At 34.7% G+C, this 13762-nt stretch carries 7 protein-coding genes; 5 read left to right on the top strand and 2 right to left on the bottom strand.

Annotation, left to right across the window (positions count from 1 at the left end):
- Positions 1-143: 143 nt before the first annotated feature.
- Together IPM51_03970 and IPM51_03965 are read right to left on the bottom strand one after the other, a co-directional pair.
- A complete protein-coding gene (locus IPM51_03970) occupies positions 144-1301 on the bottom strand; it encodes an acyltransferase (GenBank protein ID MBK9283457.1) in 1158 nt (385 codons plus the stop codon).
- A gap of 86 nt (positions 1302-1387) precedes the next feature.
- Entirely contained in the window at positions 1388-3940 is a 2553-nt protein-coding gene (locus IPM51_03965; protein ID MBK9283456.1) for an ATP-dependent Clp protease ATP-binding subunit, read from the bottom strand.
- Between the two features lie 270 nt (positions 3941-4210).
- Here IPM51_03965 and gyrA point away from each other — a divergent pair, with 270 nt between their 5' ends.
- The 5 genes from gyrA to IPM51_03940 all read left to right on the top strand — a co-directional run bounded on the left by gyrA (position 4211) and on the right by IPM51_03940 (position 13726).
- On the top strand, positions 4211-6757 hold the full coding sequence (gene gyrA / locus IPM51_03960) for a DNA gyrase subunit A (protein ID MBK9283455.1): 2547 nt from the start codon (positions 4211-4213) through the stop codon (positions 6755-6757).
- Between the two features lie 8 nt (positions 6758-6765).
- A complete protein-coding gene (locus IPM51_03955; GenBank protein MBK9283454.1) occupies positions 6766-9624 on the top strand; it encodes an insulinase family protein in 2859 nt (952 codons plus the stop codon).
- Positions 9625-9696: 72 nt separating this feature from the next.
- The gene (locus IPM51_03950) at positions 9697-10845 is read left to right on the top strand and encodes a tetratricopeptide repeat protein (protein ID MBK9283453.1); all 1149 of its coding nucleotides are present in this window, start codon (positions 9697-9699) and stop codon (positions 10843-10845) included.
- Between the two features lie 5 nt (positions 10846-10850).
- On the top strand, positions 10851-12209 hold the full coding sequence (locus IPM51_03945; GenBank protein ID MBK9283452.1) for a hypothetical protein: 1359 nt from the start codon (positions 10851-10853) through the stop codon (positions 12207-12209).
- A gap of 29 nt (positions 12210-12238) precedes the next feature.
- Positions 12239-13726 carry a tetratricopeptide repeat protein gene (locus IPM51_03940; GenBank protein MBK9283451.1) on the top strand — a complete coding sequence of 496 codons (1488 nt, stop codon included), beginning with the start codon at positions 12239-12241 and terminating at the stop codon, positions 13724-13726.
- The last annotated feature ends 36 nt before the right edge of the window (positions 13727-13762 follow it).

The raw sequence follows: 13762 nt of genomic DNA, 5'->3' as shown, positions 1-13762 counted from the left end.
CACACACACGAAGAGGATTTAAATTGTACCGAAGTACGAAACTCAACAAAAACAGTGAGTAATTAACTTGTTACTCATTAAATACGTTAGTGAAATTAAATTGGTTGGTACTTATTCTTGAATTTCTGTTAATACACTGTTTTTCAAGTGTTTATTATTTCACTCAAACGTTTGCCTAAATAATTTGAAATGGATATGGAAGGTTTATCTATAAATAAATAAACTATATAAGCACACAAGAAAATAATTGGTATTGAAATAGAACAAGCTATTAAACAGGAGATATTATAAGAATGAGACAATAAAAAATAATGAAATAAATATCGAGTTACTGTAATTAAAATAACCAGATGAATCAGGTACATAGAAAAAGAAATCTTCCCTAGTAACTTGAAAAACGCATTCGATAATAATTTCTGAAATAGAATACTTTTAGTTAACAAATAAAATAAAATTCCAGAACCAATTACTAAAGCATAATTCATAAAATCCATTTGAAGCCAAAGAAAAGGTTTGTAAATAGATTGATTCATGTATTGCCAGCTTGTAGGATAAGAAGCAAAATACACTCCAATTATTAATAGACTCAAAGTCACAAATTTATTTAGTGATTTATCCGATTTTTGATAATTGTAACAGATTAATGATCCAATAAAAAAAGCTGCGTAAAAGTGTAACTTAAAAATAAATAAGACAGAAATAATTAGAATAAACATTTTATTTTTATTGACTATAACATGCGTTAAAGCCAAAACAGCAAATAACAATAATGACCCTAAAAACTCAACGCCCATAGTCCATAACACCGGATTGTATTTATTATTCCCATTTATAAAAACATCAATAAACATGGTATAAACAAAATCAAAACAACCAGGCTTATCGGCAAACAGTCCTTTTAACCAGGGTCCGGCATTTGTAACAGATTCAGTTATAAAAAAATCTGGCTTAAAAACATACAACATCAAAAAAGCAAAAATTGCGGAGAAAGCTGCAGGAATCAATAATCTAAAATATCTTTTTAAGCTATAATCTATTAAAATAGAAATTGAAGGGTTTAAAAAATATTTATTACTGAGCACAAATCCACTTAGCACAAAAAAAACGCACACAGCAAAATTACCGTTGTAAAAAATATTAAAAGGTGTAGTTGCGAGAAAGAATTCAAGATCCGGAGAATAGTGCGCAGTAACTGAATCACCTGTATATAATGTAGGATAAAAAATTAAAGCGAGATGCTGGAATACAACAATCAATGCTGCAAATCCACGTGCGCCTTCTACAAAATTCAATTTACCCATGAGTGATTATAACAGCATTAAATTAAGCATTAAATTAAAGGGGATGGATTAAAAAAAATCCCCCAGTTTATTTGGGGGATTTTACATTATGCTTTATCTTCTTTTTTACTTCGCCTACCTTTAGGTTTGTGTGCAGAAACTACAATTTCATCTTTCTCTTTATTGTAGTCTACTTCAATTTCATCACCTTCAGTTAAATTGCTTTTGATGATTTCTTCAGCCATTGGATCTTCAAGGTACTTCTGTATAGCCCGTTTCAACGGACGAGCACCATAATTCGGATCAAACCCCTTTTCTACAATATAATCTTTGGCAGCATCACTGATTTTAATGGTATAACCCAAGCCTGTTACTCTTCCGAATAAATTACCTAATTCTATATCAATAATTTTATGAATATCTGCTCGTTCTAAAGAATTAAACATAATCACATCATCAATTCTGTTTAAAAACTCCGGTGCAAAAGCTTTCTTTAACGCATTTTCAATAACACCTTTTGCTGCTTCATCTTTAGTGTCATTCTTTGCGGAAGTTCCGAATCCTACACCGGTTCCGAAATCTTTTAACTGCCGAGCACCTATATTAGAAGTCATAATAATGATGGTGTTCTTAAAATCAATTTTTCTACCCAAACTATCCGTTAACTGTCCATCATCCAAAACCTGTAACAACATATTAAACACATCCGGATGGGCTTTTTCAATTTCATCCAATAGTACTACAGCATACGGTCTGCGTCTTACCTTCTCTGTTAATTGCCCACCTTCTTCATAACCTACATATCCCGGAGGAGCACCAATTAAACGTGTAACAGCAAATTTTTCCATATACTCGCTCATGTCAATACGAATAAGCGCATCATCATTGTCAAATAAATGTTTGGCTAACACTTTGGCTAATTGCGTTTTTCCTACACCGGTAGGTCCTAAGAAAATAAATGAGCCAATGGGTTTATTCGGATCTTTTAATCCGGCTCTATTCCGTTGAATGGCTTTCACCACTTTTGCTAAAGCTGCATCTTGTCCAATTACTTTACCTTGTAAAAGTTCATTCATTTTCACCAGTTTCTCCCCTTCATTCTGATTCACACGTTGAACCGGTACGCCCGACATCATACTCACCACTTCAGCTACATTATCTTCACTCACAGTTACCCGATTCTGTTTGGTTTCTTCTTCCCAAGCTTTTTTAGCAGCTTCTAATTGTGATTGCAATTGTTTTTCCGTATCGCGTAAACGAGCAGCTTCTTCATACTTCTGACTGCGAACAACCTGATTTTTTAATTCTTTAATGTCTTCTATTTTCTGCTCAATATCCAATACATTTTGCGGAACATTAATATTTGTAATGTGAACGCGACTTCCGGCCTCATCCAATGCATCAATGGCTTTATCCGGCAAATGCCTATCTGTAATATATCTTGAGGTTAAAGTAACACAGGCTTTTAAAGCTTCATCCGTGTATTTTACATTGTGATGATCCTCGTATTTTGATTTAATATTATTTAAAATCTGTAATGTTTCATCCTGTGATGCAGGCTCAACAATTACTTTTTGAAACCTTCTTTCCAACGCTCCGTCTTTTTCAATGTATTGACGGTATTCATCCAAAGTAGTCGCTCCTATACATTGTATTTCTCCTCTGGCTAATGCAGGCTTAAACATATTGCTGGCATCCAAACTTCCGCTAGCACCGCCCGCACCAATAATGGTATGAATTTCATCAATAAATAAAATTACATCCGGACTTTTTTCCAATTCATTCATCACGGCTTTCATTCGCTCTTCAAATTGTCCGCGATATTTTGTTCCGGCAACTAATGAAGCCAAATCTAAAGTAACTACGCGCTTATTAAATAAAACCCGACTCACTTTGCGCTGAACAATGCGTAATGCTAAACCTTCTGCGATGCTAGATTTACCTACACCGGGTTCACCAATTAAAATAGGATTATTCTTTTTTCTGCGTGATAAAATTTGTGAAACTCGCTCAATTTCTTTTTCGCGACCAACTACAGGGTCTAATTTTCCGTCTTCTGCCATTTTGGTTAAGTCTCTGCCAAAATTGTCTAAAACCGGCGTTTTTGACTTAGTATCGCCCTGCTTTTTTTGACCCGTTCCACCACCGCTTCCGCCGCCGAATCCGGTTTCTTCCGCATCATCATCATCACTTCCCGTAGCTGAATTTTCAATCCTTCCCGGATTATCTAAAAATCCTTCTAACTCCGCGCGCGTTGCATCGTAGTCTACACCACTTTTTAATAAAGTTTTAGTGACAATATTATCCAGGTCTTTTAAAATACAGAGCAACAAATGCTCTGTACCAATTTGCACCGACTTAAAAGTTTTTGCTTCTAAATAGGTGAGTTTTAAGGTTTTTTCAGCTTGTTTGACAAGCGGAATGTTGGCCAAATTATTTGACTTTCTCATTCCCGGCGTTAGATTTTGTTCAATGCTTCTGCGTAATTCTTGTGAGTCAACACCCAAATTCTTTAAGAGTCGCATTCCAACTCCATCACCATCTCTAATCATTCCGAGCATCAAATGCTCAATTCCGATATAATCGTGTCCAAGGCGCAAAGCTTCTTCGCGACTGTATGTAATAACATCTTTTACCCTGGGTGAAAATTTTGCTTCCATAATTAATAAGCTTTGTTTAGTTAAGTTACATAAATAATGCCAATTTCAAAAATAGTTTATAATAATCGCTTCGAATATTTTTAAGAGTGCATTTTTTAACAAAATTTTTGTTGATAAGTTTATGCCCCAATTCCTGATTTTTCGGTACTTTCAACAGTTCGATGATTTCCCTGCATTTCTTGATTTTTTCATTGAGAAATTGATCACCGAAAGGAGGGAAAAAATCGTATAATATTTTACATTAATTCAAAATAAGAAAACGAGTACTTTATGGCAGACGGAGAAAAAATAATTCCAATCAATATTGAAGATGAAATGAAAACGGCCTACATCGACTATTCGATGTCGGTTATTGTATCTAGAGCATTACCGGATGTGCGCGACGGTTTAAAACCGGTACACCGAAGAGTGTTATACGGAATGTTGGATTTGGGCGTATTGCACAACAGGCCTTATAAAAAATCAGCCCGTATTGTCGGGGAGGTATTAGGTAAATACCATCCGCATGGTGATGCCAGTGTTTATGACACTATGGTTCGTATGGCACAAGAATGGAGCTTACGCTATATGTTAGTTGATGGACAAGGAAATTTCGGTAGCATGGATGGAGATCCACCGGCTGCAATGCGTTACACAGAAGTTCGTTTCCGCAAAATTGCCGAAGAAATGATGGCAGATATCGAAAAAGAAACGGTTGATTTCCGACCAAACTTTGATGATAGTTTAACTGAACCAACTGTACTCCCAACAAAAATTCCTTGTTTATTAATCAATGGTTCTTCCGGAATTGCAGTGGGCATGGCTACCAATATGGCTCCTCACAATTTATCTGAAGTAATTGACGGAACCATCGCATACATTGATAATCGCGAAATTGATATTCCCGCTCTAATGAAATTTATTAAAGCGCCCGATTTTCCAACCGGCGGAATAATTTACGGTTATGAAGGAGTTAGAGAAGCTTTAGAAACCGGAAGAGGACGCGTAGTAATGCGCGCTAAAGCCATCATTGAACAAAATGGTGACCGAGAACGCATTGTGGTTACCGAAGTTCCATATCAAATCAACAAAGCTGAAATGATAAAGAGGCAATGGGAACTTTGTAATGAGAAGAAAATTGAAGGCATCAGCGAAATAAGAGATGAAAGTAACCGCGAAGGAATTCGTGTTGTTTATGAACTCAGAAGAGATGCCATTAGTAATGTAGTTTTAAATAATTTATACAAATACACTGCTTTACAAACTTCTTTTTCAATTAATAACGTAGTTTTGGTAAACGGACGACCGGAAGTATTAAACGTAAAACAACAAATACACTATTTTGTTGAACATCGTCATGAAGTTGTTGTTCGACGTACCAAGTACGATTTGGCCCAAGCTGAAAAACGAGCGCACATTTTGCAAGGATTATTAATTGCCATTGATCATTTAGATGAGGTGATTAAAATCATTAGAGAAAGTGAATCTCCGGATGTAGCCAGAGACGAATTAATTTCTAAATACAACTTATCCGAAATACAAGCACGCGCTATTTTAGATATGCGTTTAAGAACATTAACCGGTCTGGAACGAGATAAATTAAAAGCAGAGTATGATGAGTTAATGAAAACTATTGCCGGTTTAAATGATATTTTAAATAACGAAACTTTGCGCTATCAAATTATCAAAGATGAATTATTAGAAGTAAAACAAAAATATGGTGATGAAAGAAGAAGTGAAATTGTTTACGTAGGAGATGATTTCAAAATGGAAGATATGATTGCCGATGAAAATGTGGTAATTACTATTTCTCATTTAGGTTATATTAAACGTACAAATCTGGACGAATACAGAGCACAAGGCAGAGGCGGCAAAGGAAGTAAAGGATCAAGTACACGCGATGAAGATTTTATTCAACATATGTTTATTGCCTCTACTCACAATTACTTATTGTTGTTTACAGAAAAAGGACAGGTATATTGGCTGCGTGGATATGAAGTTCCGGAAGGAAATAAACAAAGCAAAGGAAGAGCCTTGCAAAATCTGTTAAGCATTGCTCCTGATGATAAGGTAAAGGCCTTTATAAAAATTAAGAGTTTAGAAGATCAGGATTATATCAATAATAATTTCATTATTCTTTGTACCAAACAAGGAATTATTAAGAAAACATCATTGGAGGCCTATTCACGCCCAAGAACCAGCGGTATAAATGCAATAACTATACGCGATGGAGATGTTTTATTGGAAGCTGCCTTAACTACAGGCAGTGATGAAATTATGCTGGCCACCCGATTAGGAAAAGTTTGTCGTTTCAATGAAGAAAAAGTTCGTCCAATGGGAAGAAATGCCAGTGGAGTAATTGGTATTGATTTAAATGATGAAGAAGGTGATAAAAATGAAGTGATTGGTATGATCTGCATCGATAATCCTCAATCCAATGTGTTGGTTGTGTCCGAAAAAGGCTTTGGCAAAAGAAGTGATGTGGATGAATACAGAATTACCAACCGTGGAGGTAAAGGTGTAAAAACGATAAATATCACCGACAAAACCGGAAATTTAGTAGGCATACAATCTGTAACAGATGATGATGATTTAATGATTATTACTAAAAACGGAATTACCATTCGCTTAAACATTAATACTTTGCGCGTAATGGGCAGAGCAACGCAAGGTGTTAAATTGATCAATATTTCCGATACAGATGAAATTGCGGCAGTAACTAAAGTGCAACGTGAAGAAGAAGTAGAGAATAATGACACTAATGAAAACGGAGAAAATCCGGAAAATAAAAATGATTCAAATCCGGAGGATAATGGTCCAATGGATAATAATATTTAATAAAAAAAATGAAAAAAAGAGCAATCCTTTCCTTAATCACTTGCTTCTCCGCAAGTATTATTTTGGCACAACCTACTTTAATTGAAAAAGTTCAGCCCGTTGCCGATAAAGTTGTAATTCCATATGAGCGATGGAAATTACCGAATGGACTAACCATATTATTACATGAAGATCATTCCGATCCGGTAATTAATGTAATGGTTACCTACAAAGTTGGATCCAATCGCGAAAGTATCGGCAAATCCGGTTTCGCCCATTTCTTTGAACACATGATGTTTCAAGGCTCAAAAAATGTGGCCGATGAAGAGCATTTTAAAATGGTTTCTACCGCAGGTGGAGACATGAACGGTTTTACCCAGCACGATAAAACAGTGTATTACGAAACCTTACCAAGCAATTATTTGGAAATGGCCTTGTGGTTAGAGTCGGATCGAATGGGCTTTTTGTTAGATTCGCTAACGAGTAAAAAATTCGAAAATCAAAGAGATGCAGTTAAAAACGAAAAATCTCAAAATATAGAAAATCAACCTTATGCCATGGCTTACGTGGAAGAAATGCCTAAGGCTTTATATCCGGTTGGACATCCTTACAGCTGGCCGGTAATTGGCTATGTGGATGATTTGAATCGTGCAGATTTAAATGATGTAAAAAACTTTTTCTTAAGATGGTATGGCCCTAATAATGCTATCCTTAGTATTTCGGGTGATTTTAATCCTGCTGACGCATTAAAACTCATTGAAAAATATTTTGGCCCGATAAAAGCCGGACCTGAAGTAAAAAAATTAAGAACTCCTTTGGTTACTTTGCCTGCAGATAAATACACAGCTTACAAAGACAAAACTTATTTCCCATTAAACATGCGCGTATTTCCAACAGTTCCGCAATATCACCGTGACGAACCTGCGCTGGATTTATTATCCTCTATGATGGGTGGAGGGAATAATTCACTCTTCTATAAAAACTTTGTAAAATCCAAAATTGCTATTAATGCTAACGTAGGGCATCAAACCGAAGAATTAGCCGGAGAGTTTGGAATTGGTATTTTTGCTTACCCACCTGAAGATTTCAACTTTGAAAAATTATTTATGGATATTGATGCCAAAGTAAAAGCCACCATTGAAGAATTCGGGAATACAGGCATTACAGATGAAGCCTTGGAAAGAGCAAAAGGTGATATTGAATCCAGTGCTTACAACCGAATGCAAACGGTTTGGAATAAAAATGCTACCATTTCTGAATGGGAGAGATTATTAGGTAAAGCGTATACCGTAACCGATGAAATTGAAAGATACAACAAAGTAACAAAAGACGATATTGTTCGAGTATTTAATAAATATCTTAAAGGAGCAGGAGCTGCCATTTTAAATACCTATCCTATCATTGATGATAAAGATTCCGTGAAAAGTGTAAATCCATTCGCAGGTCAAACTTTCCCGGCTAATCCGGAGTATGCCGGACTAACCTATACCCCTGTGAAAGATAATTTTGATCGCTCAGCGCGCCCTGTTGCCGGATCCGTAAAGCCGGTAAAGGTTCCTGATTATTATCAAAAAACATTAGCAAACGGTTTAAAAATTATTGGAACCAAATCTGCTGAAACTCCTGAAATTACAATAAGCATAAATATTGAAGGCGGTAGTTTAGTACTACCTGCAGATAAACTTAAAAAACTGGGAATCCCGGATTTAACTGCTGCTCTTATGAATGAGGGAACTAAAAATTTCACTACAGAGGAAATTAGTGCGCAATTAGATAAACTCGGTTCATCTATCATATTTTTTGGTGGAAAAACAAGCTCTAATATTAATGTGAGTTGTTTAAAGAAAAATTTAGCGCCAACACTCAAAATTCTAGAAGAAAAACTATTGAATCCCGGCTTTAGAGAGGATGATTTTAAATTAGCTAAAAAACAAACCAAAGAAAGTGTAAAAAATCAGGAAACCAGTCCAAATGCCGTTGCCGGTAAAATGTTTAATTATGCATTATATGGCAATACTATTCTGGGCTTAGAACCTTCTATTAAATCAATTGAAGCTATAGAATTAGAAGATTTAAAAGATTATTATGCTAAATATTATTCTCCAAAAGTAGCTAACCTGGTAATAGTTGGTGACATTGAAGAAAAAGAAGTGATGGATCAATTGGCCTTTTTAAATAAATGGGAACCTAAAGATGTGGTTATTGCTCCTTTGCCTGAACCATTACCTACTACAGAACCTAAATTTTTCTTGTATCATAAAAAATTGGCTCCTTCTTCAGTAATCACTATGGGTTATCCTTCCTTGAAGTATGATGCAACCGGAGATTATTACAAGAGCAGAATTGCGAATTTTATTTTTGGCGGAAATTTTAATAGTCGTTTGAATTTAAATCTGAGAGAAGAAAAAGGTTATACATATGGGATTTATTCAGGATTCAGAGGTGGTAAATACAATGGTCAGTTTTCAATTGGAACTTCTGTGAAAAGAAGCGCAACAGCTTATTCATTAGCCGAAATTCTTAAAGAATTTAAAAAATATGAAAAAGACGGGATTACGGATAAAGAATTAGAGTTTACAAAAAATTCCTTAATGAATGAAGAGGCCTTGCAGTATGAAGCTCCCTATCAAAAAGCATCTTTCTTGTCTAATATTTTACGTTACAATTTAGAAAAAGACTATACCGTAAAACAAAAACAAATATTAAATGCAATGACAAAAGATGACGTGAATGCGCAAATCAAAAAACATTTTGATTCTAATAAATTAGTAACGGTGGTTGTGGGTGATAAATATTATATAGAAAGCCAGTTAGATAAAGCTGCAAAAGATGAGCGCTTTAAAGAAAACTTAAATAAGGTTAAATTAAAGAAAATATCTATCGACTAATAAATCTCAGCACGAAGTTTGATTCGATTGTATTATTAATTAAATAAATAGTTCACTTTAAACAAAATTAGGATGATTAAAAAAGTATTGGTTTCCGGTTTATTGATTGTTGCGTATAATTTAAGCTTGGCGCAAAACATGAATATTCAGAACATGATTAATTATACGCGTAATAAAGACTATGCTAAAGCTAAAACTGCTGCCGACGCTGCTGCCATTCATAACGACACCAAAGAAAGTGCAAAAATGTGGTTAAACCGGGGTAAAGTTTATCAGGCTATTTATTCTGACACTTCATCTGCTGTTCGCGCTCTAGATAATTTATCTGAAGAAAATGCTTTAGAAGCGTACATCAAATGTTTAACGCTCGATAAAGGGAAAGATATTTACAAGGATGAAGCGAAAGGATTATTGGTTCAATCAGCTGCTGCTACATACAATAAAGCCAATTATTACCGTTCTAATAAAGAATTTGATAAGGCCATTAAATGTTACGATATGCTGGAAGAAGCTCTACCCTTTGATTTTGATCAGGGAATAAAAAGAGCCAACATTACTAAAGAAAAATTAGTGTTTTATCGTTTTGATACCTATAAATATGCCGGTGATAAAGAAAAAACAAAAAATTACGCCAATAAATTAATTGAAAGCAAGTATAGAGATCCTAAAATTTATACCGATATGGTAAAAATTTCCTTGATTGATAAAGATACTGCTGCCGCATTGGATTATATAGAGAAGGGTAAAATATTATTTGATGACAACATGGATTTAATTAATACCGAATTAAACATATTTTTAGCCAGAAAAAAAACAGACGAGCTTAAAGTGAAACTGGAAAAAGCTTTAGAAGTTGCACCGGATAATGAAGTTTTACATAATGCTTTAGGAAATTTATATTTCAAAACAAAAGATTTGATAAAGGCCGAAGAAGAATATAAAAAAGCAATAGAACTAAAAGCAGATTATTCAGATGCTTATTATAACCTAGCTGTATTATATTATAACGAAGGAAAAGAATGGAATGATAAATTAAACGATGCTGCACCTAAAGATCCTAAAATAAAAGAATACGAAACAAAATTTGCCGAGGCCTGGAAAAAAGCAGGAGCAAATTTTGAAAGTTATTATGACATCAATAAAGATGCTTCAACAAAAAAGTTATTGTTGCAGATTTATGCCCGCTTAGGCGATAACGAAAAAGCGGCAAAATTTAAATAACAATTATGAAAAAAATTATTTTCCTTTTTATTGGCATTTCCTTCACTTCATTCCTTTTTGCACAAAAATCAAAAGTACAAAGTGCATGGAGAGCTTTAAGTGATTACGAAGCGACAGAAAAAGATGGAAAACCCGACTTAAGTTATTTGAAAAAGGCGAATGATGCTATTGATGTTGCCTTAACCCATCCGGATACCAAGTTTCAAGGAAAAGCGCACGCCTATAAAGCTCGCATTGCTTACGCTTATTACAAGAATGAATTGAATGCAGAAAAGAAAAAACTGGAAGCAAGCATTCACGACAAAGGAGAAAGAGACGTTACGGCATACGGAAACACACCTTTAAATAATTTTGAAATTGCAGCCAATGAAGTTACCGCCATTGCCGATATTGATGCCAAATACATGACCGGAATAACAGATGGACTTACCAAGGGAACGGCCAGCATGAATGAAGATGATATTCGGTTTTTATTACTCATTCAACAACTTAAAATGGAATCAGGCAATATCGCACAGGGAAAATACAAAGCAAAAAAATATGATGATGCTGCCGATTATTTTTACAAAACTGCCGGCATAAATTCTATCATCTTAAAAAATCATGATACCACTAATTATTATAACGCCTGTGTTTCTGCTTCTAAGTCTAGAAATAGTGCCCGTATCATTGAATACAACAAAAAAATGGTAGACTTAAATATTGCGAATGGCTATAATTTTGAATCACTATTTAATGCTTACCTGTCTAAAGGGGATAGTGCAGTTGCTGTTCAAACGCTGGAAAAAGGTCGCCAGCAATTACCGAATGACGCAGGCTTAATGAATTTGGAAACCAATTATTATCTGTCAGCAGGCAAACACACAAAAGCTTTAGAGAATTTAAAAGCTTCTTTAGATAAAGACCCTAATAATCCACTTTTAAATATTGTAACCGGTAATATTTACGATAACTTGGCCAATCCTAAGGATAAAATCAGCGGTAAAGAATTGGAAAAACCCGCACAATTTGAAGTCTATTTTAAAAATGCCGAAACCCATTACTTAAAGGCCATTGAGTTTGCCGGAACCAATAAGGATTTGGAATATAACGCGCTTTACAATACAGGAGCCATGTATAACAATTATGGAGGATATATTCAAAATCGTAAGGCAGAAAAAATCACCGATCAGGTAAAAATTCAAAAAGAAAATGAAGCCAAGAGTCAGGAATATTACAAAAAAGCTATTCCATACCTTGAAAAAGCCCTGGAAATAAAACCAGATGATAAATCTACCATGGTGGCCTTAAGAAAGTTGTATCTCTTAACCGGAAACGACGCCAAATCAAAACAAATCAATGAAAAAATAAAATCAAGCAATTGATTTAGCGCCGATCAACAACACATCCCCCAATGAAAAAAAAATTTTTACTGCTGTTTGTACTTCATTTTTTCTTTTTACCCATTTTTTCGCAAAGGGATGGTGAAGAAAATAACCGAGATATCCGAACTAAAACTGTAGGAGGAAACACTAAGCAAACCGAATCAGATCCGCTATTTAAATCGGCCTTTGATAAATACGAAAAAAAATTATACGCCGAAGCCTATGAAGATTACACCGCTTATTTAAAAAAATACCCCGAGAGTCAGGCAGGACTTTATAACAGAGGATTGTGCAGTTATGCATTGAAAGATTACAAAACTGCTATTCGCGATTTTCAAAAAAGTATTGAGGCCGGTAAAAATACAGATAATGTGTATTTTATGATTGGCGAATCTTATTATGCCTTAAAAAATTACAGCGAAGCCCTTACCCATTTTGATGTCTGCTTAAAAATTAAACCCAATCATCATAAAGCCTTAACTTATAAAGGAGCTACTTTAAATAACTTGGAGAAATATGAAGATGCGCTCACTTATTTAAATGCAGCCTATGAAATTAATCCCGATTACGAACCTACTTATTATAGCAGAGCCATTGCTAAATACAATTTAAAAGATTACCAAGGTGGATTAGAAGATACCGACAAAGCCCTGGCCTTGCAAGACAATATTGAAACTCATTTTTGGAGAGGCGTAAATTTAATCGGCTTAAAAAGATATAAAGATGCTTTGGCCGAATATGATTTGGTAATTTCTCGCGATAAAAAGTATGCCGCTGCGTATTATAACAGAGGATTAGCCTATTTAGATTTAGGTGAATATAAAAAATCAGTAGATGACAACACCAGTTGTATAGAAATAGATCCTTACCATAAGAAAGCACATTACAACAGAGGCTTATCGCAATATTATTTAGGCAATTATTCTAATGCCGAAACTGATTTTAATTCCGCCATTGCCATGGGATTAACCGATCATAAATCTTATTGCTTTAGAGGTGCTACTTATTATATGCTTAAAAAAGATGAATTGGCAGCTGCTGATTTAAATAAAGCCATTCAATTAAATAGCGAGTATGAATACTCTTATTTTCACCGGGCACGTTTACGCTATGCGAATGCCGATGATAAAGGTTGTATTGAAGATTGTGATAAAGCACTGGCGCTTAAAAAAAATTACGACACCTATTATACCCGTGGTTTAGCTAAATACGCCCTCAAAGATTATAATGGAGCCATAGCTGATTTTACCGAATCGCTTACTTTAAAACCCAATTATGCATTAGCCTTATTAGAAAGAGGGAATAGTTATTACATGATTGAGAAAGATGATTTGGCTCTGGCTGATTTAAATAAAACTATTGAACAAAATCCAAATCAAGGTAAAGCCTTTTATTTCAGAGGAAAGATTAAAAAATTTAAAAACGATCAAAACGGCAGTTGCGCCGACCTTAAAACAGCCCAAACCTTAGGTTATACCAGTGCCACCGAAGCCTTGCTTAAAAATGGTTGTAAATAATCGTTTTATTGAAATTTAGATTTCCAATTTTCCTTG

It is taken from the genome of Sphingobacteriaceae bacterium, assembly GCA_016715905.1.
In the GTDB taxonomy this organism is placed as follows: domain Bacteria; phylum Bacteroidota; class Bacteroidia; order B-17B0; family Aurantibacillaceae; genus Aurantibacillus.
Note: the sequence above shows the minus strand (reverse complement) of the source record. Positions and strands in the feature narration are given on the sequence as shown.

What these genes read in the sequence shown, in the direction of transcription:
- IPM51_03970 (MBK9283457.1), bottom strand. Translation starts at nt 1,301, where the DNA reads ATGGGTAAATTGAATTTTGTAGAAGGCGCACGTGGATTTGCAGCATTG.
- IPM51_03965 (MBK9283456.1), bottom strand. Translation starts at nt 3,940, where the DNA reads ATGGAAGCAAAATTTTCACCCAGGGTAAAAGATGTTATTACATACAGT.
- gyrA (MBK9283455.1), top strand. Translation starts at nt 4,211, where the DNA reads ATGGCAGACGGAGAAAAAATAATTCCAATCAATATTGAAGATGAAATG.
- IPM51_03955 (MBK9283454.1), top strand. Translation starts at nt 6,766, where the DNA reads ATGAAAAAAAGAGCAATCCTTTCCTTAATCACTTGCTTCTCCGCAAGT.
- IPM51_03950 (MBK9283453.1), top strand. Translation starts at nt 9,697, where the DNA reads ATGATTAAAAAAGTATTGGTTTCCGGTTTATTGATTGTTGCGTATAAT.
- IPM51_03945 (MBK9283452.1), top strand. Translation starts at nt 10,851, where the DNA reads ATGAAAAAAATTATTTTCCTTTTTATTGGCATTTCCTTCACTTCATTC.
- IPM51_03940 (MBK9283451.1), top strand. Translation starts at nt 12,239, where the DNA reads ATGAAAAAAAAATTTTTACTGCTGTTTGTACTTCATTTTTTCTTTTTA.